Genomic DNA, 21,646 nt, shown 5'->3' on the forward strand with positions numbered 1-21,646 from the left:
ATGAACGGGTATGAACGAAGAAAGCTGCTAAAAATCGAACAGGTCTTCGATGCCGCATTCCAGCTATTTACAAGGCATGGTTACCAAAAAGTCAGCGTGAACGAAATCGCCCAACAGGCAGGAGTTTCTCCCGCGACGATATACAACTATTTCGGAACCAAAGATCAGCTTTACCATGATATGATCATGAATTGGATGGACAAGCAGTTGGCGGAGTATGACCGTATCCTGGAATCCGACCTGCCATTCCCGGAGAAGACCAAAGCAATCATGCTGCTGGAAGCTAATAATTTGACCTTCTTGTCGGAAGAGTTTCGTCGAATTCAAGCCTTTGAAGATCACAGCATCGATCTGAAGATTCGGCAGGAAAGTGAGCAGAAGATTAAAGGCTTTTTCATGAAGTTTGTTGCACTCGGGAAACAAGAAGGTTATATCGATAAGGAGCAAACCGAAGAGGCGACGATGCTGTTCTTCACGATGTTCATGAATGAGCTCGGCCGGCGCTGGGATTCGGCTAACCGCGAATTCGCCATCAGCATGGAGAGCTTGATGGAGCTGTTCTTTTACGGGTTGGCGGGACAACATCATGGTGGAGAATAACGATGAAACGGTTTAAGATCAAACGGGACCTGTTTAAAAATGCGGTAAGGGACGCTCCGCTTAGTTTCTCATTGGATCGTATAATGGGGAGTAGACGAGCAAGCTAAAGTACTGCTTCGCTAGTAAAGTAGGAAACGGTTTGTTTCATCCAGTGAGCCTCTTCGTGCCTTTTATGGTTCTGCTTCCTAATCTCTTGTTCGTTAGACGCGCGCCGCATAACATGTCCGGTCAGCCCAATCCCAGCTTGATCTTCACGGCGGCCGAAGGGATCGGGCGAATCGGGACCATGATCGTCCCTTTATTTTTTGCGGTGCAGCTCCGGCACGGGTACGAAATCATCTCGCTCATCGTAATGATTCTAGCGCTATTGCTATACTACGGGGGATGGTGCCGATACTTTTTGAACGACAGGGATTATGGGCTGTTATTCAAGCCGGTTATGGGGATTCCGGTACCACTAGCGATAACTCCGGTCCTTTATTTTCTGGCTGGTTCGGTGGTTTTGCATTCCATCCTGTTGTTTATGTTCAGTATCGTTTTTGCTGCAGGTCATATCCTAAACAGTTTAAGAGAGCACGAACGAGTCTTACATAGGGACTAAACTGCTTCGTTATCTCAAGCTTCTGCAAAAATACAAGGTGGATAATGCAACCACCCTTTGAAGTATGCCTAGGATTAGATCCAAGAAATGAAGGATATGATCAATAAATTCCTTTCTTCAGATCGGTGAACAGTATGAGGAATGGCATAAGGAGGGCAAGCGGAAAGAGCTTGATTCGCCTAATCCGGGCAGAAACGCAGGTAAAGACTAAGCGAAGCTAATCATTATGGCGTTCGTATAACTCGTATTACTAATAGAAGAAGGCGCACATATGGTTGAAGTGCTTTTCTTGGACGGATACTTCATGCGGTGTACGAACGGATCTTCATGTTGGTAATCCAAAAAGCAGCCCCTCGCACAATGGCGAAGGGCTGCTTTTATATAATTCATAACCTTATTGCTGAACAATGGCAATAATTTCATCTTCCAGCTCAAGTCTTACCTGCTCGCTGTATGCGCGGATATTGTACTCGGAGTGAAGGTAGCGGAGAATGGCCTCGATGAGGTTGGCCTCAATCAAATACTGAGTTCTTCCGTTGACCCATACTTCGGCCGTATATCCCGTATCTTCGTCCCAGCTAAGCTCAAGCGATACGTCCGTTGGTTTGACGCCTCTGCGTTCCGCTTGGTGAAGGCAGACCGCATTGACGATTTCGTCCATGCTTAGAACCATGGATTAGTACCGGTTATTGTGATTGTTGTTGTCGCGAGGCTCGTTTTGTTTACGACGATTCTTCACGGCACGTACAACAGCCATAACGATCATAATCAAAGCCCAAATTGCGATCAGGTTAATGAGCAATCCCATAATTTCGCCCATGAAGCCCATGCCGGCGAACATGCTGCCGAAGAGCAATCCGGCCAGACCACCGATCATAAGTCCTTTCATCAAGCTGCCACCGCTAAAAAATCCTGGTTTTTTCGTGTTAGCGGCTGCCCCTGTATTGGATCGGTTGTTCGTTTGTTGCACATTATTGGTATCATTCTTTTTCGGAGTGCTGTTGTATGACTTGGTTCCGGATTTGAAACCTCCGCCACCTCTTCTGGCATCTGCGGAATCAGGCGTCAGCGCTACAAAGAACAGTGTAATCGCTACTAGAATCGTCAATACTTTTTTCATCGTGTTCTGTCGAACCTCCCAGTTAATTTAGAGTATAAAGAGTAATACGGACGAGTCACGATAGGGTTTCAAAATTTGTGCGGCCATGGTTTGAGGCTGTAGCGCGTTGCTGCTGTCTCAGTAATTCCAGAACCCAATCGCACCATTTCAGCTCGGTTTCAGCCATCATCAGTCCTTTGGTAGCGAGCACGTAATTGCTGAACGCCTTGCTTCCGATCTCGCGGGTGTCCTCCGGAATCCCCGCTAAAATCTGCTCATAGTAACGCTTTTTCTCCAGATAACCGATTCTGCGGTCCTCGAAAATATCGACGGCGATGCCGATCTCCGTCAACCACAGGCAAAAGGTTCGAAGAGAAAGCTCATCCTTGGTGACTGCAGGCGCAATCGGTTGGTACATCCATTCACGCAGCTTCTGCATGCCTTTGTCTGTAATCGCATAAATTTTTTTGTCCGGTTTATCGCTTTGCTGAACCCAGTGCGAGGACAACAGCTGTTTCTCCTCCATGCCGGACAGCAGCGGATAGATCTGACTGTGTTTGGCTTGCCAAAAAGGCTGTATGCGAAGCATCAAATCGTATCCTGATGATTCTCTTCTTGCTAGTAATCCTAACAAGCCGTATGACAACGTATTCATGGACATAACTCCCTTTGAAACGCATATCGTGGACGCCAAGGCAGGAATGATAATCCGCCTATCGGTCCGGTTGATAAAAAGTGTACACTGAAACTGTATGGTTTGACAACCGGGGGAGGGGGCTTTCTCTCTGCTTTTGACAAAATTGTGACTAAAAAAGCACAAACGCGTGCGCGTTTGTGCTTCCATTTGACTTTGGTTGATTTATTCGTTCTCGTATCCTTCCACGACGAGATCAAGCGCACCGGTGTTGGGGTCGATGACCATGCCATGGACGGGTACGTTTGGAGGAAGGAGCGGGTGGTTTTTAATCAGGCTGACCGTATTTTTTACGCCGTCCGTAATGTTATCGAAACCGCGAAGCCATTTGGATAACCGGATGCCGGAGTTTTCCAGCGTGGACAGCACTTCATCGGAAATGCCGCGGTCTCTCATATGCTGGATCATATCCTCTGCGTTCAGGGATGCCATGCCGCATTCGTAGTGGCCCACAACGATGACTTCTTCCGCGTGAAGCTCGTACAGCGCAACCATGACGCTCCGCATCACGCTCCCGAAAGGCTGGGAAATGATTGCGCCGGCGTTTTTGATGATTTTGACATCGCCATTCTTGAAATTCATCGCTTTCGGCAGAAGTTCGACCAAGCGCGTGTCCATACAGGTGATGATCACGAGTTTCTTCTCAGGAAAACGCCCTGTCAGATAGGATTCGTATTCTTTATTCTCTACAAAGCTGCGATTGTGTTCCAGTATGCTGTTAAGGTGTTTTTCCATCGATTTTTCTCTCCTTTTGTGTATCTATTATTCATTTAGAATGCTGCTGCTTACGCTCTGGTATCCACTACCTGGATATTGGTGCCATAATGCTGTCCGCTGCTGTCCAGACGGAAGGCGTATGCGGCCGGATCGGCATCGAGTTTCATCTTCTCTTCAAAAAAAACAGCTTGCTTGCGGTTCACGATAAACGTTACCGGGCTGTCCGTTTCGACAGCAAGATCATCCGGCGTCGGCTCATCTACAATACGCAGGCCTGGGACGCCGTTGACGGCACATCCGCATCCCTCCGTGTCATAGATCAGCCTGATTGCACCCGGCTTGTCCCCGAGTTTGTCCTGCAGCTTCAGCTCGGCTTGCGGGGTAAGTTGAATATTCACGGCATCCTGACACTCCTTTATATGTAGATTGTTATTTATTCTTTCTGGAAGTTGATTATATACCTTGTAAAAAGTATCATCAATAGAGTAAACAAGAATCCTATCATAAAAAAAAGAAGGTGGGCCGGTATGGCAGTACAACATTTACAGCAATGGGAACAATTTGAACGATTGGTTCGCAAAATCATGAGTTACTACGAAGCTATTGGCCTACTTCATTGGGATTTACGGACAGGCGCTCCGCGCAAAGGAACCGAGATCCGCTCGGAAACGATCGGGGTTCTCTCCACAGAGGCATTTAAACTGCAAATATCGGAAGAGATGGGAGAGCTGTTGTCTTTCTTTGCCAAGCCGGAACAGGCTGAGCAGTTGGATGATCGCAAACGCCGCATGATTGAAGAAGTGCGCAAGGTATACGACCAGAGCAAGTCCATCCCGCCTGAGCGCTTCCAGGAATATTCCATTCTCGCCGCCCAATCGGAGACGAAGTGGGAGGAAGCGAAAAAGAACAGCGATTTTGAAGGCTTCGAACCTTACTTAACGAAGATCGTTGCGTTCAAGCAAGAGTTTATTGATTATTGGGGCGTGAAAAACACCAGATACGATACGCTCCTTGATATGTATGAGCCGGATTTGACGGTGGAAAAGGTGGATGCCATCTTTGACCGCTTGAAAGCGCGTTTGGTACCGCTGGTGCATGCGATCCAGGAATCGCCCTTCAAGCCGAAAGCAGACTTCTTGAAGCAGCTGTTTCCGAAAGAACAGCAGGAGAAATTCAGCTTGTTCCTGCTGGAGCAGATGGGCTACGACTTTGAAGCGGGACGCTTGGACGAGAGCGTGCATCCATTTGCCACGGGCTTGAACCCGGGAGACGTGCGGATTACGACCATGTATCTGCCGGACGATGTGCTGAGCGCGGTATTCAGTTCCCTGCACGAGGGAGGCCATGCCCTTTACGAGCAGAATATCGACAAGGAGCTCGCGGGGACACCGCTCTCCGGTGGTACCTCCATGGGCATCCATGAATCCCAATCCCGTCTGTGGGAAAATATGATCGGCCGCAGCCGTCCGTTCTGGCGCCGTTATTTCGCGGATTTGCAGCAGCACTTCCCGGAACAGTTGAAGGACGTGGACGTAGAGGACTTCTACCTGGCCGCGAACAAGGTGGAGAACTCCCTGATTCGCATCGAAGCGGATGAGCTTACGTATAACCTGCATATCATCATTCGTTATGAGATCGAGAAGAAACTCTTTAACGTAGGTTTGGCGGTGAAGGATCTTCCGGAGACCTGGAACGCGAAGTATAAAGAATACCTCGGCATTATGCCGCCGAACGATGGGATGGGCGTGCTTCAGGACGTTCACTGGTCCGGCGGGGATTTCGGGTATTTCGCCTCGTACTCCCTTGGCAACATGTACGCGGCCCAGATGCTGCACACCATGCGCAAAGAGCTGCCGAATCTGGACCAGCTCATCGAAGCCGGGGACCTGGCTCCGATCAAGGAGTGGCTGACGGACAAGGTATACAAATACGGAAAGAGCGAGAAGCCATCCGAGATCATCGAACGCGTCACCGGTGAAGAACTGAATCCGGATTATCTGGCCGATTATCTCGAAGAGAAATATAAAGAGATCTACAAACTGTCATAATCACGAGAAGCGCAGCCCGAGAGGCTGCGCTTTTTTTATTCGGAAGAGTTTTGAAACCGGGTCCTTTTTATTCGTTCCCTGCGTAAGTGGAGCCAATCCAAATTTGCCGGCATGCTCTAACCAGGCGTTTAACCTTTGGGCTGACGCTTGCATATGCTGAAAAGAAACATTGGGTCTATGGGAATGGAGGGTTATCGAATGAAGCGTCAAAAATGGTGGGGGCTGGCATTATCCTTGCTTCTGGCCTGCGGAGTTGCGCTTGCCGGGTGCGGGGGCGGCGGATCGGCCACGAAGGTCAAGATCGGCGAAGTGACGCGTTCGATCTTCTATGCGCCGCAGTATGTCGCATTGGAGAAGGGATTTTTCAAGGAAGAGGGGCTGGATGTCGAGCTGCAGACGACCCCGGGCGGAGACAAGACGATGACGGCTCTGCTGTCCGGTGCCATCGACGTGGCGCTTGTCGGCTCGGAAACTTCGATTTACGTGTACCAACAGGGGGCTGAAGACCCGGTCATCAATTTCGGGCAGGTGACGCAGACGGACGGCACGTTTCTGATGGCCAGGGATGGATCGGGTGATTTTGACTGGAACAGCCTGAAGGGCAAAGTATTCCTCGGTCAGCGTAAGGGCGGAATGCCGCAGATGGCAGGCGAGTTTACGCTCCGCAAAAAAGGGATCGATCCGCATGCGGACCTGGAGCTGATTCAGAACATCGATTTTGCGAACATCGCATCGGCGTATGCTTCCGGTACGGGTGAGTTTGTCCAGCTCTTTGAGCCGCAGGCCTCCATATTTGAAAAAGAAGGCCGCGGCAAGGTGGTGGCTTCCTTTGGCGTAGAAAGCGGGCATCTGCCGTACACCGTGTTTATGACAAAGCAAAGCTATATCGACAAGAACGATGCCACGGTGCAGAAGTTTACGAACGCCCTGTACAAGGCACAGCAATGGGTGGATGCGAGCAGCCCCGAAGATATCGCGGATGCGATCCTGCCTTATTTTAAAGACAGCGACCGCGATATCGTGGTGTCCTCGGTCAAGCGCTACAAAGAGCAGGGCAGTTATGCCAGCGATCCGATCGTGGATGAGGCGGAGTGGAACAATCTGCTGGACGTGATGGAGCAAGCCGGGGAACTGAAGGAACGGGTAGCGCCGGATGCCATCGTCAACAACAGCTTTGCCGAAAAAGCCAAGCAAGCTAAATAATCACGTACTCCTGATCCATAGAACGAAAGGAGAGAGCACCATGGTACCGGTAGTTGAATTGAATGATATCGCTCATGTATATGTCACCGATCGGGAAGCCTCTCTGGCTGTGGAAGGAATTCATTTGAAGGTGGAGCCGGGGGAGTTCATCAGTCTGGTAGGGCCTAGCGGCTGCGGGAAAACGACCATCTTGTCCGTCATTGCCGGCCTGCTTGCCCCCTCCAAAGGGGCTGCTTACGTAAACGGCAAACCGGTAAACGGACCGTCGCCTGAAGTCGGGTACATGCTGCAGCAGGACTATTTATTTCCTTGGCGCACCATCATGGATAACGCCTTGATCGGATTGGAATTGACGGAAAGGCTGAATCCGCAAAGCCGAAGCGTGGTAGGGAATCTGCTCAGGGAGATGGGGCTCGGGGAGAGCGGTAATCTGTTTCCGGCGCAGCTGTCGGGCGGAATGAGGCAGCGGGTAGCGCTCGTCAGGACCTTAGCTACGGATCCGGGACTGCTGCTGCTGGATGAACCTTTCTCCGCGCTGGACTACCAGACGAAGCTGCAGCTTGAGGATTTGATCGTGGAAACCTTGAAGGAGCGGGGAAAGACGGCCATCCTGGTCACTCATGATTTATCCGAAGCGATTGCGATGAGCGACCGGGTCATTCTCTTGAACCGTAATCCCGGGCGGGTTCATCGTTTGTTTGATATTCCCGACAACATCCGCCGGGCGCAGCCGTTTTTTGCTCGCAAGGAGCCGGGGTTCAATGAATTGTTTCATGAAATCTGGGGCGAAATGCAAACGATCGGGAAGGAGTGAAGCCTATGACATCAAGGGATGAGCCGTCAGCTTCTTCTTCGAAGGGCTGGCTCCAGAATATCTATGCAAACCACATGAAGCGAAAGAAAAGCATGCAAAACCGGGTACTGACCGTTCAGCTCAGCCTGCTGCTGCTGTTCTTTATCTGGTGGGAAGCGGCCGGCAGATTCAAATGGATCGACGTGCTGCTGTTCAGCTACCCCACCAAAATCTTCGCGAACATATGGGATAACATGATCAGCGGCGAGTTATGGGGACACCTGGGGGTCACGGTAGGGGAGACGGTTGTCGGATTCCTGCTCGGCACGCTCGTTGGCACGCTGATGGCCGTATTGATCTGGTGGTCCCCGTTTCTCAATAAAGTGCTGGATCCTTATATGGTCGTGTTCAACAGCATGCCGAAAGTGGCGCTGGGTCCCATATTCATCGTGATGTTCGGCGCCGGCTTTACCGCCATTGTCGTCACTACGCTATCCATTACGGTCATTGTGACCACGCTCGTCGTATACAATAGCTTTAACGAGGTGGATTCCAATCTGATCAAGGTCGTCCGCACGTTCGGCGGAACCAAGCGCCAAGTATTTCAACGGGTCATCTTGCCGGCTTCCTATCCCGCGATCGTATCGACCCTCAAGGTTAACGTGGGCATGGCATGGGTCGGCGTCATCGTCGGCGAATTTTTGGTTGCCAAATCGGGTCTCGGTTACTTGATTATGTACGGTTTTCAGGTATTCAACTTCACGCTCGTGTTATCGAGTCTGCTCATCATTGCCGTTGTTGCAACGGCCATGTATCAAATCGTGGTATATATAGAAAGGAAATTGTTGACCCATCGCTAAGCAGGCATCACCTGCGGCGTCAGGCATGGTTGTTAACGGCATAAAAATAAGCTAGGATGAAGATACCTTATATATGCGGCTAACATGATAAAGAAGCAGATATAGCCATCAACAAATCGCCTGGAGGCTCTTCATCACATGGGATTTCGTGTCATCAAAACAGCAGCGGCCAGCCTGCTTGCCATTTTAATTACAGATGCTTTGAACATACCGGGGGCTACGTCCGCCGGTCTTCTTGCTATACTCGGCGTTGACGTTACGCGCAAACGGAGCGTGCGCTCCATATCGTCCCGATTTTTTGCGTCATTGCTGGGACTTGTACTGGCGTGCATTTTATTTTATTTTCTCGGTTTTCATTACTGGGTGCTGGCCTTGTACATATTGCTTGCATTTCCCGCGATATCGAGGGCTAATTTCAAGGAAGGCATCGTGACCAGTTCGGTTGTGGTGTTTCGGGTGTTTCAGGGGGAAGAGATCGGACTCGGCATATTGCTCACGCAAATCGAACTCCTGATTATCGGCCTCGGGTCGGCTATGCTCGTGAATCTGGTTTATATGCCGAACAGCGAGGGGGCGATGATGGAGATCCGCCGCAAGGTGGATGGGCTTTTCTCCGTCATTTTCCATCATTTCTCGCTGACGCTTCGAAACCCCGAACATATATGGGACGGAAAAGAGCTGATCGAGGCCAATCGGCAGATCGAAAAAGGGATAGAGGAAGCAAAGCGGGCTTCGGAGAACCAGATGATTCATCCGGACGGCTCCTGGAACATCTATTTTTATATGCGTAAGGAACAGATGGAGAATATCCAGAGCATGATGCATCAGATCTCCCAGGTGTACGAGCGGCTTCCGCACGGCGTGCTGACGGCTGAAATTTTCGATCAGTTAAGCCAGGATGTCGTTGCCGAAGGCTATACGGGGAAGTCCGAAGGTCTGCTGATTGAGCTGGAGGACAGGTTCAAGGAGATGGAGCTCCCGACGACCCGCGAGGAATTCGAGGTCCGTTCTGCGATATTGCAGCTCTGCCACGAGCTGGAATACTATTTGAATATCTCGAAAAAGTATAAAGCGCCCACGGCGAAAAAACCGCAGAAGCGCGCGGATTCGGCCGTATAGCTTAGCGATTTTCAAAAATAAATCTGATATTTTTAGCATCATATGAATTTATTTGGACCACTTCATTCAACATTCGCCCATGTCTTGCATACACATGTATGGAATGATTGTATGGAGGAGGTTCGAAGATGTCATTGAGTCATAAACACCAATGTAGAGAAATCATCACGAAGGCGATCTGCGGCAAGGGTCGTAAGTTCTCTACCGTAACACATACCGTGACTCCGCCTAATAATCCGACCAGTATTTTGGGGGCTTGGATTATAAACCATCAGTACGAGGCGGTTGCCGCCGGAGACGGAATTGAAGTTATTGGTACTTACGATGTAAACATCTGGTATTCCTATGACAAAAATTCGCAGACCGATGTGGCGAAAGAAACGGTATCGTATGTAGAACGCGTGCCTCTTTCCTATCTGGATCCGAAGCATCGTGCATCCACGGTGGAGGTTTCGGCTGAAGCGACGCAGGAGCCGAGCTGCGTCGAGGCCAGCGTATCCTCGAATGGCACGAGCGTCATTCTGCGGGTAGAGAGAGAGTATGCGGTGGAACTGGTAGCCGAAACGAAGGTCGTTGTCAAAGTATGCAGCTACCCTCACGGCGACTACGAAGACAAAGAATTCGACTACGTCCTGGGAGACGACGTCGATGATTACGAAGATTACGAAGGTCTGGAGGATGAACTGTAAGTTAACCCTCCTGTAGGAATGATTATAATCTTAGCATATGCAGCGAGGGCAGCTTTGCGGAGGGCGGATGCCCTCTTTTTTATTTTTATTTGCAGGGGGAATGGGGATGGTTAGAATGATCGTACGACCGGCGGTCGAAAAAAAACATGTGTCGCTTCATGGATCTGCTTTGCTCTTGGCGCAAGCACGGTTGATCCGATCCGGGATTCCGTGTGGATTGAATTCGGGTTCAGTCGAGGAGAAACGTTACGCCGCCAGGTACGCGGTGCATGTCGACCGGCTGGCTGCAGCCAAGATCCGCCAACATCAGATGGGCGGCAGCGAAGCGGTGTTCATGCCCGATCCCGAGAGCGGAAGATATGAAGATGGCCTGCATCGAAGATTGGAGAAAGCGGCCCTGCGGTCGCTGTACACGCTGGGCGTCGATGAAGGGGAGGTCATCATTACGGCCCGCCCCGGTCGAAGATACGTAGTGGAGGATGTCCGCATGCCAGCTGACCGCAGCAAAGCCGTAATGAGTGCCAAGGGTCAGCGGTCACGGCGGACGGAAGGGTACCCTGCTAACAACGAAGAAGGCGATGCTTCTCTTGTTTCATCGTTACTCATGGGCATGGATCCGGAGTTTGTCCTGATGAAGGATAACGGAGACATCGTGTTTGCATCCGAATTTATGGAACGCGGCGGGTCGGTCGGAAGCGATGCCGTTCGTTTACGGGGCGAGGTGATTTATCCTATTGCCGAGCTCAGGCCGTCGCCCAAGGCGAATCCGAAGGAATTGCTGCTTGAAATGCAAAAAGCTCTGCGCGAAGCTCATCTCCTGATTCAGGATCGTTCGCTGGCATGGAAGGCAGGCGCCCTGCCTTATGGCGATTTTCCGCTGGGAGGCCATATTCACTTCAGCGGCGTGCCGCTGTCCCTGTCTCTTCTTCAGACCCTGGATAATTATGTGGCTCTGCCGCTGGCGCTTCTCGAAGACCCCAACGGGCGTCTGCGGAGGCCCCGTTACGGTTTCCTTGGGGATTTCCGCAGGCAGCCTTACGGCGGGTTTGAATACCGTACGCTGCCCAGCTTTCTCGTCTCGCCGCTCGTCGCGAAGGTGTCGCTTGGCGTTGCTTACCTGGCTGCCCGCTACAGCGATCGCCTGCCGGGGAGGCCGTTAAACACCGAACGGTATCACCGTGCCTATTACGAAGGCGATAAATCCGTGCTCAAAGAGTGTATTGCAGGCTGGCACAGGGATCTGTCGGCACTGCCGGAGTACCCGGATTTCGCCCGTGAAATCGAACGGGCTGTAGCGCACATGGAGACGGGGCGAACCTGGGATGAGAGCAGGGATATCCGGCCGCTGTGGAATATTCCAACCAAGCCGTGATGCCTTACGGTCAATTTCTGTTATAATGGAGGTCAAGCTAGAAAGGTAATGGAGGTACGTCATGGCTAAATATACGCCGATGATTGAACAATATTTGAAAGTCAAAGAACAAGCGCGCGATGCGTTTCTTTTTTTCCGCTTGGGCGATTTTTACGAAATGTTTTTCGATGACGCGATCCTTGCGTCGAAGGAATTGGAGATTACGCTGACCGGCCGCGAAGGCGGCGGTGCAGAGAAAATACCGATGTGCGGGGTTCCTTATCATTCCGCAGAAGGTTATATCCAACGGTTGATTGAAAAGGGGTACAAAGTCGCCATCTGCGAACAGATGGAGGATGCTTCGGTCACCAAAGGCATGGTGCGGCGGGAAATCGTCAGGGTCGTCACGCCGGGGACCATCATGGACGGCAAGGTCGTTCACGACAAATCGAACAATTACATGGTGTGCGTAACGGAAGCGGGCGGCTTCATGTCCTTATCCGCATGCGATTTGTCCACCGGCGAGCTCTACGTGACGTCGGTGCCTTCATCGGAGGAATGGCTGAGGGACGAGATTGGCATTTATGAGCCTTCCGAAATTATCGGGGATGCATCGCTGCTTGGGATCATCTCATCGCAGGCGCTGCCGGGCAGCCGAAATATCGTATATACGGCCTGGGATCGAAGAGAAGACGCGTTGGTTCGGACCCAATTCGGAGAAGCGGCATGGGCCCGCCTCGAAGAGGAGAGAAGAGCCTGCGTATCCCTGCTCATCTCGTATTTAAGCGAGACGCAGAAACGGTCGCTGGGGCAGCTGACTCAAATCGCTTCCTACGAGCCGGGACAATACATGGTTCTGGATCCGTTCACGAGGCGGAATCTGGAGTTGGTCGAGACGGTTCGTGAACGCTCGAAGAAAGGCTCGCTCCTATGGCTTCTGGATCGTACGGAAACCTCCATGGGAGCCAGACTCCTGCGGCGGAGAATCGATAAACCGCTGCTGTCCCGAAGCCGGATCGAGGAGCGGCTGGAGGCCGTCGAGCATTTGTATAACCAGTACATACTGCGCGAAGATTTGCGGATGGCGCTGAAAGAGATTTACGATTTGGAGCGGCTGGTCGGCCGGATCGCGTTCGGCAGCGCCAACGGACGCGATTTGAATGCGCTCAAGCTGTCATTGAGGCAAATTCCTTCCCTGAAGGAGCTGTGTGCCCAGTCGCCTTCCGAGACGCTGCGGCGCGTGGCAGCGGATACCGATGTTTGCGACGATCTGTGCGAACTGATCGAGAATGCGATTGTGGATGAGCCGCCGGTGTCTGTTCGCGACGGAGGAATCATCAAGCCGGGGTACCACGAACGGCTGGATGAGTTTCGGGAAGCGAGCACCAGCGGCAAACGCTGGATCGCCGAGCTGGAGGCCAAGGAACGTGCCGCTACCGGGATCAAGTCTTTGAAGATCGGTTATAACAAGGTGTTCGGTTATTATATCGAGGTCACCAAATCCAATCTGTCATCCCTGCCGGAAGGCCGCTATGAGCGCAAGCAGACGCTGGCCAACGCGGAGCGTTACGTCACGCCCGAACTGAAGGAGAAAGAAGGACTGATCCTGGAAGCCCAGGAGAAAATGGTGGATCTGGAGTATGCGCTCTTTACCGAGCTGAGGGATAAGCTGAATACCCAAGTGAGCCGGCTGCAGAAACTCGCCGAGCGCATCGCCGAGATTGACGTCTATCAGTCGCTGGCTGCCGTCAGCGCGGAGTACCGGTTCGTCAAGCCGGAGCTGAGCGAGGGCTATGATTATATCGTTGAAGGCGGCCGTCATCCGGTGGTGGAAGCCGTCATGAAGGATTCGTCGTTTATCGCGAACGGAACGGATTTACGCAAGGACGGATCTTCGATCCTGCTCATAACGGGTCCGAATATGGCCGGCAAAAGCACGTACATGCGCCAGGTGGCTCTGTTATCCATTTTGGCGCAGATGGGCTGCTTTGTCCCGGCGGAGCGGGCGGTTATCCCGCTGGTCGACCGGATCTTTACTCGCATCGGCGCCGCCGACGACCTGATCGGCGGTCAGAGCACCTTCATGGTGGAAATGGCGGATATCCAGGTCATGACGGAAAAAGCGACGCCACGCAGCCTGATCATCATTGATGAGCTTGGGCGCGGTACGTCCACGAGTGAAGGCATGGCCATTGCGCAAGCCGTGATTGAATACGTGCATGATCATATCGGCTGCAAGGCTTTGGTATCGACGCATTTCCATGAGCTGGCTCACCTTCAGGAGAGCCTTGGCGGGCTTAAGAATTATTCCATGGCGGTTCAGGAAAGCGGCGACAAGGTGCATTTTCTCCGCAAGCTGATCCCTGGCGCGGCGGACAGCAGCTACGGCATTTATTGTGCCAGACTGGCAGGTTTGCCCGGCAGTATCATTGATCGCGCTTATGGGCTGCTGCAGGGCCTGGAGATGGCTTCCCTGGCCGCAGTGGCATCGGAGCAAGGGGTCGCGGTCCATCGGATGGAGCCTGCGTCCGATGCCTCTTCGGATGTGAGACGCAGCGGTCCGGAAGCTTTGCACGAATTCCGTGAAGAGACGATGCCGTATGCCGGCAGCCTGAACGGAGCAGACCCGAAAGGCGGCGTGGTGCAGCTCTCCATTTTCGGCGAGGAGGAAGTGCCTGAATCCCGGAACGCCAAGATGGGCAAGGATCAGCACTCTTCTCCGCAAGAAGCTGTTCACGATCCTGCTGTTAAGAGCATCATAGATGCCGTCAAAGGTGCCGACGTCATGAACATGACGCCGCTTCAGGCGATGCAGTTCCTGAATGACCTTAAGCTTCAAGCGAAGGATATGTGATGTCTGCATGGGAATGAAAAGGAACGGAGGTAGGAACAATGGGGATTATTCGGATTTTGGACGAGCATATTGCAAACCAGATTGCTGCCGGCGAGGTGGTGGAGCGGCCTGCCTCCGTTGTCAAGGAGCTGGTCGAGAACGCCATTGATGCCGGGAGCACCAAGATCGACGTCTCGGTCGAAGAGGGCGGACTGGACAGCATTCGCGTGACGGATAACGGCGCGGGCATTGATCCGGAGGATTGCGAAACGGCTTTTTATCGCCATGCGACAAGCAAAATTGCCGAGGGCCGCGATCTGTTTCAGATCACCAGCCTTGGTTTCCGGGGGGAAGCCCTGCCGTCCATAGCAGCCGTATCGAAGGTGCGCCTGGTTACCTCCAATGCCCAGGATGGCCGCGGACGGAAGATCGAAATCGAAGGCGGCCATCTGCGAGTGAACGAAGAGACGGCCGCGCCCAGAGGAACGGATTTCCTCGTGAAGGAATTGTTTTACAATACGCCGGCAAGGCTGAAATATATGAAAACGATCCAGACCGAATTAGGGCATATATCCGATTATATGTACCGTTTGGCGCTTTCCCGGCCCGATATCGCTTTTACGCTCCGGCATAATGGGAACTCGCTGCTGCAGACGCTGGGCAACGGCGATGCCCTTCAGGTCATAGCGGCCGTATACGGCACCCAATCGGCCAAAGCCATGCTGCCGTTCGCAGCCGAGAATATGGACTATACGTTAAGCGGGTATATCAGCCGTCCGGACTATACCCGGGCCAACCGGAACGGCATGTCGCTCATCATAAACGGGCGGTATATCCGGAACTACGGGTTAATGCAGGCGATATTGAGAGGTTATCATACGCTGCTGCCGATCAACCGGTTTCCGCTCGTCGTCATTCAACTGTCCATGCATCCTTCGTTGATCGATGTGAATGTGCATCCTTCCAAGCTGGAGGTGCGGTTCAGCAAAGAGCAGGAGCTGTTCGCTTTCGTGGAGGAAGAGGTCCGCAAGGTGATGCAGCAGGAAATCCTCATTCCGCGTCCGGCCAAACAGAATATCGGCAAAAGCGACAATGCGTATATCCAGGAACAGCTGTCATTTCCACAGGCACAAGGGTATGTCGGAGCGGCCCGCGGCGGGCAGGATCGGGATCTTGAGATCCCAGGCAGCGACGAGCGATCCGCGGGAGGAAACACGCCGCTTCCAACGCCGCCTGCAGCGTGGCCCGATAAGCAGACGCTTGCAACGTCCCCAAACGGTATCAAGCGTTCTTACGGGGACGGAACAGCAGAAACAGCCGCAGCTTCGCAGATGCGTGAGACGGCCGCTTCGTCTTCGTATCGGAGCGATTACCGCAATGAGGCCAGGGGAGGTACGGGAATCCCTGCCGTGACGAAGGAGTGGCTGCAGGCCGTTTCAGGGCCGGCTCCCGAAATTCCGCCTTTTCCGGAGCTAACGCTTATCGGCCAGCATCACGGCACCTATCTCATTGCGCAGAATGATACCGGTCTGTATCTGATCGATCAGCATGCCGCGCATGAGCGGATTAACTACGAGTATTACTACGAGCAGTTCGGCAACCCGGCGGACGCATCGCAGGAGCTGCTCCTGCCGATCACGCTGGAATTCACGCCCTCGGAATCGGAGAAGGTAAAGGAACGGCTGCATTGGTTCGAGAAGGTCGGCGTTTATATGGAGTTTTTTGGCGGCCATACCTTCCTGGTCCGTTCGCACCCCTTCTGGTTCCCTAAAGGCGAAGAGAAGGCCATCATCGAAGAGATGGCCGAATGGGTGCTGAATGAGCGCAATATCGATATAGCCAAGCTGAGAGAAACCTCATCGATCATGTGTTCGTGCAAGGCTTCCATCAAAGCCAACCAGAAGCTGACGGAGCAGGAGGCGATGACGTTGATCCAGCGTTTGGGCGCCTGCCGGCAGCCTTACACCTGTCCGCACGGACGACCGATCGTGGTTTCGTTCTCGGCATACGATTTGGAGAAAATGTTTAAACGCGTCATGTAACAGCAAGGAGGACCTTCATGATCATTACAACTGGAGAAGCGGAAGCGCCTGACATCGTCGAGCGCGCCAGACGTTTAGCCCAGGAAACCGGCTGCCGTTACGTCCAGCGCGGCGGCCATTCATTGCGAAAATTAGCCCGCAGGTTCGGGGACGACGACGTACTGGTGGTACTGAACGGACATGTGCGTTTGAGCGGACCTGGCGGCTCTGTCATGGAATTTCACCCGAGCATGGGCTTTGTCCGATTGAAGCGGGTGCTGAACGGAAAACCCGATCCCATGCTGGAGGCATCGGGGATGGAGGAAGGGGACTCCGTGCTGGATTGCACGGCGGGCCTTGGAGCCGACTCCCTGGTATTCTCGGGCAAGGGAGGGGCGAACAGCCGGATCACCGCCCTTGAAAGCTCGCTGCCTTTGTTTGCGCTGCTGAAAGAGGGGCTACGGACCTATGAAAGCCATCTGGAAGCCAGCGATCAGGCGATGCGGCGAATCGAGGTCAGGCACAGCCATCACCTGGATTATTTGAAATCGCTGCCGGACCAAAGCGTCGACATTGTCTATTTTGACCCGATGTTCCGCGAACCGATCACCGACTCGGCTTCCATCAACCCGTTAAGGCATTATGCTAACGGCGAGCCTTTGGATGCGGAAAGCGTGAGGGAAGCGATCAGGGTCGCGCGCAAAACCGTCGTCATGAAGGAAGCGCGGTCCAGCGGAGAATTCGAGCGGCTCGGCTTTGCACTGCCTGAACGGGGAAAATCCAAAATAACGTACGGAGTGATTTCCATTGACAGATGAAACCAAACCGAAGCTGCTGGTTCTCATCGGACCGACAGCGGTAGGCAAAACCAAAATGAGCATTGAAATAGCGAAGGAATTCGGATGTGAGATTATATCCGGCGATTCGATGCAGGTATACAGGGGCATGGATATTGGCACGGCCAAAATTTCCGAGGAGGAAATGGAAGGCGTCCCCCACCATCTCATTGACATTCACGAACCTGATCACCCGTACTCGGTAGCCGAATTTCAAGAGCAATGCCAGCGGCTGATCGCCGAGATCACGGAACGGGGGAAGCTTCCGTTCATCGTTGGCGGAACCGGGCTTTACGTAGAGTCGGTATGCTACGGTTATCAGTTCAGCGAGACCGGAGCGGATGAAGTTTTTCGGGAGGAGCAGTTCCGCTTCGCCAATGAACATGGAGCAGAGGCTCTCCATCAGAAATTGGCAGAAGCCGATTCTGAAACTGCCGAGCGGCTTCACCCTAACGACCTACGCCGGGTCGTTCGTGCTTTGGAAGTATTTCATGTGACCGGCATCCCACTTTCGGCCCAGCTGGCGCCTCAAACCAAGCAGTCTCCCTATGACTTATGCTTGGTCGGTTTGACAATGGACAGGCAAATGCTATATAACCGTATTGAAGAGCGAATTGACCTTATGCTGAGCCAAGGACTTGTTGATGAGGTGGCGGCGCTCATGGACAAAGGGTTCGCTCCGGGGCTTGTATCCATGCAAGGGCTGGGTTACAAGGAAATCGTGTCGTACCTTAAAGGGGAGTTCAGCTACGAGGAGGCCGTCGTGCTGCTTAAGCGCGATACGCGCCGTTTCGCTAAGCGGCAGCTATCTTGGTTTCGCCACATGAAGGACATCGAGTGGGTAGACGTCACCGACTCGGGAAATTTTTCTGCTAACTATCAAAAAATCCGTGCTATAATAGCAGGAAAGTTTCACTGAAATCTTGAATATATTTTCAAAACAATCTAATTGAACCATTGGGGGTACGGCTAATGAACAAGTCCATTAACATCCAAGACACGTTCTTGAACCAACTGCGCAAAGAGAACATTCCGGCCACGGTATACCTTACAAACGGCTTTCAGATCCGTGGAACGATCAAAGCTTTTGACAATTTTACCATCGTGATTGACAGCGACGGCCGTCAGCAAATGGTGTACAAGCATGCTATCTCCACGTTCATGCCGCAGCGTAATGTGTCCCTGATGCAGGATAACAACAGCGAACAATAGATTTTAGAATGGATTCATAGAGAGCAAAAAATCATACCGCCTTTGATTAATTTGAAACTTTTTGGTTTATAATTCGTTTAGCTTATAAGGAGTGCAGAGAGCAACCTGAGAAGGTTGTTCTTTTCTTTCCGAGGCACCACTCGAGAGTCAGAAGGTTTGATCCCGCAAGGGAGTAAGGAGGGGGACAAATGGCTGGAAAAGATAATCAGATGTCTCGGTTGAATAAAAACAAAGACAACTCGAAGACATCCAAAACCACGAAACCGAATGCGAAGAAGAAAAAGGGCAAGGGAAAGCGAATTGCATGGGCGCTGTTTTTCACGGCCGTCATTGCGATCTTCTGCGCGCTTGCAGGTTATTTGTTCATCCTGATCAGCGGAGAAAAGCTGCTGGAACAGAATCAGGATAAATTGACCGCTTACGGTACTTCCAAAGTTTATGACCGCAACGGAACGCTGATGGGCGAGTTGTCCCTGCAGAAGAGCGATCCCGTGAAGTACGAGGATATTCCGGAGAAATTGATACAAGCATTCATTGCAACTGAAGATAAACGGTTCATGGAGCATAACGGCGTGGACATGTGGTCGATCGGCCGTGCAGCCGTCAAGGATATCATGGCCCGGTCCATGGTGGAAGGCGGAAGCACGATCACGCAGCAGCTGGCGAAGAATATATTCCTGACCCGGGACAAAACATTCTTCCGTAAGGCGACTGAAATGTCGATCGCGCTGGCGCTTGAGCGTCAGCACAGCAAACAAGAAATTATCGAGATGTATTTGAACCGGATTAACTTCGGCGGACCTTATTACGGCATCAAAGCCGCATCCGAGCGTTATTTCGGCAAGTCGGATCTGAACAAGCTAGATTTATGGGAAATGGCGACGCTTGCGGCAATGCCGAAAGGGCCGTCCCGCTATAATCCGCTCAAGAATCCCGACCTTTCCAAAGAGCGGCGCGCGGTCGTCCTTACCCTGATGGAACAACAGGGATATATCACGGCCGAAGAGGCAGCGGAAGCCAAGAAGGTGGACTATGCCTATACGCCGCCTGAAAGACAACAGAAGTATACGGCGTTTATCGATTATGTCATGGAAGAGGCCGAAGAGAAGTGGGGCCTTACCGAGGATGACGTTAACATTGGCGGTTATCAGATTTATACCACGATGGACGTGAATGCCCAGACGGCCATGGAAGAGGAATTCAATAATCCGGCCAACTTCGAAGAAAGTCCGGATGACGTGCAGGTTGAAGGCTCCATGGTCATCATTAACCAAGAGACCGGCGGGATCGTCGCCATGGTCGGCGGTCGGGAGTATACGCGCGGCGGGTTCAGCCGGGCTACCGACAGCCGTCGTCAGCCGGGCTCCGCTTTGAAGCCGATTGTATCCTATGCACCGGCGCTCGAATCCGGCAAATTTACGAAGGATTCGAGACTCAGCAACAAGAAGCAGTGTTTCGGCAGCAATTACTGTCCGAATAACCTGCACGGTTACTCGGAGACGATCGGCATGCCGGAAGCGATTCAGCGTTCCGAGAACATCCCGGCCGTATGGCTGTTGAACCAAATCGGCGTGAAAACCGGATTTGATTTCGCCCAAAGTCTCGGCATCAAGATGTCCGAAGGGGATGCGAACCTATCCTTGGCCCTCGGCGGCATGGATACCGGTACGAACACCTTTGAGATGGCTCAAGCTTTCAGCGCTTTTGCCAATGGCGGAGAATTCAAAGAGGCATTTGCGATCAAACAAATTAAAGACAACAAAGGCAAGGTTGTGCATGAGAACAAAGGCAGCAAAGGGAAGCGCGTGATGAGCGAGACGACGGCTTCGCAAATGACGGACATGATGCGCCGCGTCGTAGAGGACGGAACGGGTAAGAATGCCCGGATCAGCCGTCCGGTAGCCGGTAAGACGGGAACCACGCAGAGCGGCTACAAGGGCGTCAGCTCGAACCGCGACGTATGGTTTGTCGGCTATACGCCGGAATTAACGGCAGCTGTATGGATGGGTTACGATAATCCTGACCGCCAGCATCTGCTGAAGCGAAGCAGCTCGATCTCTGCTTCCTTATGGGGCAAAGTGATGGAGAAGGCGGTTCAAGGCTATGAAGCCAAGAATTTCCCGAATGTCGAGCCGGTACAGCCGCCTGTAGAAGAACCGGCATTAAGCGCAGTCAGCGGTTTGACGGGCTCTTATAACGGGGAGACCCAGACCGTATCACTGAGCTGGAATCCGGTTCAAGGCAATGTTCAGTACCGCATATACCGTAAGGAAACGTCCGAGTCCGAATACACGCGCATCCTCGATTCTTTGGGTGGAACCTCCATTGAGGATATGAGTGCGATGGAAGGATTGACATACGATTATTACGTAACGGCCTTCGATCCATCAACCGGCGATGAATCGGAACCTTCGAACATTTTGCAGATCGTGGCTGTTTCCGAGGAATTGCCGCCTGAAGAGCTGGAACCCGATCCGGGAGACACTCAAGAACCGCCACCGGTGGATAATGGTGAGAACGGGGAAGGAAACGAGATGCCGGGTAATGAGAATGGTAACGGCAATGGGAATGGCAACGGCAACGGCAACGGTTCGGGCGAACCGGGCAATGGCAATGGCAATGGCAATGGCGAAGGCCATGGGAATGGAAACGGCAACGGAAACGGAACGACTCCGCCTGACAATGGAAACGGATCTGGGAATGGTCAGGATGGCCAAAATCCCGGCGACGGAACGGATGGCTCAGGAGATGGAACGAGCTCCGGTGACGGTGGCACGGGAGGAACCGACACGGATAGCGGCAATATCCCTACGGTTCCGGGAACGATCGTGGATCCGTCGGATCCGGCGAACGCGCCTGACCAGTCCCAAGACAGCCCATAATAAATTCGGAAGCCTCCGCATGTTTGCGGAGGCTTCTTTGTTTTGAGTGTGTTACCCAAATGTGGTAAGCTGGGAATACGAATGGGGA

20 protein-coding genes are annotated in these 21,646 nt (G+C 52.5%); 15 read left to right on the forward strand and 5 right to left on the reverse strand.

From position 1 onward, the window contains the following. Both RB298_RS09445 and RB298_RS09450 read left to right on the forward strand, forming a co-directional pair. Positions 1 to 600, forward strand: a complete 600-nt coding sequence (locus tag RB298_RS09445; protein ID WP_486046940.1) for a TetR/AcrR family transcriptional regulator — start codon at positions 1 to 3, stop codon at positions 598 to 600. A gap of 139 nt (positions 601 to 739) precedes the next feature. Next, positions 740 to 1,201 carry a hypothetical protein gene (locus RB298_RS09450; RefSeq protein ID WP_486046941.1) on the forward strand — a complete coding sequence of 154 codons (462 nt, stop codon included), beginning with the start codon at positions 740 to 742 and terminating at the stop codon, positions 1,199 to 1,201. 394 nt (positions 1,202 to 1,595) lie between these two features. Here the strand turns inward: RB298_RS09450 and RB298_RS09455 are convergent, their stop codons facing one another. The 5 genes from RB298_RS09455 to RB298_RS09475 form a co-directional block, all read right to left on the reverse strand. Beyond that, on the reverse strand, positions 1,596 to 1,874 hold the full coding sequence (locus RB298_RS09455) for a YxcD family protein (protein WP_009591356.1): 279 nt from the start codon (positions 1,872 to 1,874) through the stop codon (positions 1,596 to 1,598). A 3-nt stretch (positions 1,875 to 1,877) separates the two neighbouring features. After that, positions 1,878 to 2,321 (reverse strand): membrane protein, encoded by a 444-nt coding sequence (locus RB298_RS09460; RefSeq protein ID WP_015734645.1) that lies wholly within the window; start codon positions 2,319 to 2,321, stop codon positions 1,878 to 1,880. Positions 2,322 to 2,376: 55 nt separating this feature from the next. After that, positions 2,377 to 2,955: a PadR family transcriptional regulator gene (locus RB298_RS09465; RefSeq protein ID WP_096773357.1), complete on the reverse strand. Its 579-nt coding sequence runs from the start codon at positions 2,953 to 2,955 to the stop codon at positions 2,377 to 2,379. Between the two features lie 204 nt (positions 2,956 to 3,159). Continuing rightward, the gene (locus RB298_RS09470; protein WP_009591389.1) at positions 3,160 to 3,729 is read right to left on the reverse strand and encodes a beta-class carbonic anhydrase; all 570 of its coding nucleotides are present in this window, start codon (positions 3,727 to 3,729) and stop codon (positions 3,160 to 3,162) included. Between the two features lie 50 nt (positions 3,730 to 3,779). Continuing rightward, a complete protein-coding gene (locus RB298_RS09475) occupies positions 3,780 to 4,109 on the reverse strand; it encodes an iron-sulfur cluster biosynthesis family protein (RefSeq protein ID WP_213577871.1) in 330 nt (109 codons plus the stop codon). A 129-nt stretch (positions 4,110 to 4,238) separates the two neighbouring features. Here RB298_RS09475 and RB298_RS09480 point away from each other — a divergent pair, with 129 nt between their 5' ends. The 13 genes from RB298_RS09480 (at position 4,239) to RB298_RS09540 (ending at position 21,558) form a co-directional block, all read left to right on the forward strand. Further along, positions 4,239 to 5,759, forward strand: coding sequence for a carboxypeptidase M32 (locus tag RB298_RS09480; RefSeq protein ID WP_486046942.1), 1,521 nt, complete (start codon positions 4,239 to 4,241; stop codon positions 5,757 to 5,759). A 198-nt stretch (positions 5,760 to 5,957) separates the two neighbouring features. After that, a complete protein-coding gene (locus RB298_RS09485; protein ID WP_486046943.1) occupies positions 5,958 to 6,962 on the forward strand; it encodes an ABC transporter substrate-binding protein in 1,005 nt (334 codons plus the stop codon). 40 nt (positions 6,963 to 7,002) lie between these two features. Further along, positions 7,003 to 7,776: an ABC transporter ATP-binding protein gene (locus tag RB298_RS09490; protein ID WP_486046944.1), complete on the forward strand. Its 774-nt coding sequence runs from the start codon at positions 7,003 to 7,005 to the stop codon at positions 7,774 to 7,776. Between the two features lie 5 nt (positions 7,777 to 7,781). Continuing rightward, positions 7,782 to 8,615 carry an ABC transporter permease gene (locus RB298_RS09495; protein WP_015734651.1) on the forward strand — a complete coding sequence of 278 codons (834 nt, stop codon included), beginning with the start codon at positions 7,782 to 7,784 and terminating at the stop codon, positions 8,613 to 8,615. A gap of 138 nt (positions 8,616 to 8,753) precedes the next feature. Beyond that, on the forward strand, positions 8,754 to 9,734 hold the full coding sequence (locus RB298_RS09500) for an aromatic acid exporter family protein (protein WP_192572413.1): 981 nt from the start codon (positions 8,754 to 8,756) through the stop codon (positions 9,732 to 9,734). Positions 9,735 to 9,862: 128 nt separating this feature from the next. Continuing rightward, a complete protein-coding gene (locus RB298_RS09505; protein WP_015734653.1) occupies positions 9,863 to 10,423 on the forward strand; it encodes an outer spore coat protein CotE in 561 nt (186 codons plus the stop codon). A 106-nt stretch (positions 10,424 to 10,529) separates the two neighbouring features. Next, complete coding sequence (locus tag RB298_RS09510) at positions 10,530 to 11,795, forward strand: putative amidoligase domain-containing protein (protein ID WP_486046945.1); 1,266 nt, start codon at positions 10,530 to 10,532, stop codon at positions 11,793 to 11,795. A gap of 61 nt (positions 11,796 to 11,856) precedes the next feature. Beyond that, entirely contained in the window at positions 11,857 to 14,628 is a 2,772-nt protein-coding gene (gene mutS / locus RB298_RS09515; protein ID WP_486046946.1) for a DNA mismatch repair protein MutS, read from the forward strand. Between the two features lie 38 nt (positions 14,629 to 14,666). Beyond that, positions 14,667 to 16,649, forward strand: a complete 1,983-nt coding sequence (mutL, locus tag RB298_RS09520) for a DNA mismatch repair endonuclease MutL (RefSeq protein WP_486046947.1) — start codon at positions 14,667 to 14,669, stop codon at positions 16,647 to 16,649. Positions 16,650 to 16,666: 17 nt separating this feature from the next. Continuing rightward, on the forward strand, positions 16,667 to 17,446 hold the full coding sequence (locus RB298_RS09525; protein WP_486046948.1) for a class I SAM-dependent methyltransferase: 780 nt from the start codon (positions 16,667 to 16,669) through the stop codon (positions 17,444 to 17,446). Beyond that, on the forward strand, positions 17,436 to 18,383 hold the full coding sequence (gene miaA, locus RB298_RS09530; RefSeq protein WP_486046949.1) for a tRNA (adenosine(37)-N6)-dimethylallyltransferase MiaA: 948 nt from the start codon (positions 17,436 to 17,438) through the stop codon (positions 18,381 to 18,383). Before RB298_RS09525 ends, miaA begins: the two co-directional genes overlap by 11 nt. A 53-nt stretch (positions 18,384 to 18,436) precedes the next feature. Further along, the gene (hfq, locus tag RB298_RS09535) at positions 18,437 to 18,676 is read left to right on the forward strand and encodes an RNA chaperone Hfq (RefSeq protein ID WP_009590863.1); all 240 of its coding nucleotides are present in this window, start codon (positions 18,437 to 18,439) and stop codon (positions 18,674 to 18,676) included. A 188-nt stretch (positions 18,677 to 18,864) separates the two neighbouring features. Next, the gene (locus tag RB298_RS09540; RefSeq protein WP_486046950.1) at positions 18,865 to 21,558 is read left to right on the forward strand and encodes a transglycosylase domain-containing protein; all 2,694 of its coding nucleotides are present in this window, start codon (positions 18,865 to 18,867) and stop codon (positions 21,556 to 21,558) included. The last annotated feature ends 88 nt before the right edge of the window (positions 21,559 to 21,646 follow it).

This window comes from Priestia sp. BR_2 (assembly GCF_041954005.1).
Taxonomy (GTDB): Bacteria; Bacillota; Bacilli; order Paenibacillales; family Paenibacillaceae; genus Paenibacillus_AQ; species Paenibacillus_AQ lautus_A.

Bases quoted from the DNA above. Each gene is read 5' to 3' on its own strand.
- RB298_RS09445 (WP_486046940.1), top strand. From the start codon at position 1: ATGAACGGGTATGAACGAAGAAAGCTGCTAAAAATCGAACAGGTCTTC.
- RB298_RS09455 (WP_009591356.1), bottom strand. From the start codon at position 1,874: ATGGTTCTAAGCATGGACGAAATCGTCAATGCGGTCTGCCTTCACCAA.
- RB298_RS09460 (WP_015734645.1), bottom strand. From the start codon at position 2,321: ATGAAAAAAGTATTGACGATTCTAGTAGCGATTACACTGTTCTTTGTA.
- RB298_RS09465 (WP_096773357.1), bottom strand. From the start codon at position 2,955: ATGAATACGTTGTCATACGGCTTGTTAGGATTACTAGCAAGAAGAGAA.
- RB298_RS09470 (WP_009591389.1), bottom strand. From the start codon at position 3,729: ATGGAAAAACACCTTAACAGCATACTGGAACACAATCGCAGCTTTGTA.
- RB298_RS09480 (WP_486046942.1), top strand. From the start codon at position 4,239: ATGGCAGTACAACATTTACAGCAATGGGAACAATTTGAACGATTGGTT.
- RB298_RS09485 (WP_486046943.1), top strand. From the start codon at position 5,958: ATGAAGCGTCAAAAATGGTGGGGGCTGGCATTATCCTTGCTTCTGGCC.
- RB298_RS09490 (WP_486046944.1), top strand. From the start codon at position 7,003: ATGGTACCGGTAGTTGAATTGAATGATATCGCTCATGTATATGTCACC.
- RB298_RS09495 (WP_015734651.1), top strand. From the start codon at position 7,782: ATGACATCAAGGGATGAGCCGTCAGCTTCTTCTTCGAAGGGCTGGCTC.
- RB298_RS09500 (WP_192572413.1), top strand. From the start codon at position 8,754: ATGGGATTTCGTGTCATCAAAACAGCAGCGGCCAGCCTGCTTGCCATT.
- RB298_RS09505 (WP_015734653.1), top strand. From the start codon at position 9,863: ATGTCATTGAGTCATAAACACCAATGTAGAGAAATCATCACGAAGGCG.
- RB298_RS09510 (WP_486046945.1), top strand. From the start codon at position 10,530: ATGGTTAGAATGATCGTACGACCGGCGGTCGAAAAAAAACATGTGTCG.
- mutS (WP_486046946.1), top strand. From the start codon at position 11,857: ATGGCTAAATATACGCCGATGATTGAACAATATTTGAAAGTCAAAGAA.
- mutL (WP_486046947.1), top strand. From the start codon at position 14,667: ATGGGGATTATTCGGATTTTGGACGAGCATATTGCAAACCAGATTGCT.
- RB298_RS09525 (WP_486046948.1), top strand. From the start codon at position 16,667: ATGATCATTACAACTGGAGAAGCGGAAGCGCCTGACATCGTCGAGCGC.
- hfq (WP_009590863.1), top strand. From the start codon at position 18,437: ATGAACAAGTCCATTAACATCCAAGACACGTTCTTGAACCAACTGCGC.
- RB298_RS09540 (WP_486046950.1), top strand. From the start codon at position 18,865: ATGGCTGGAAAAGATAATCAGATGTCTCGGTTGAATAAAAACAAAGAC.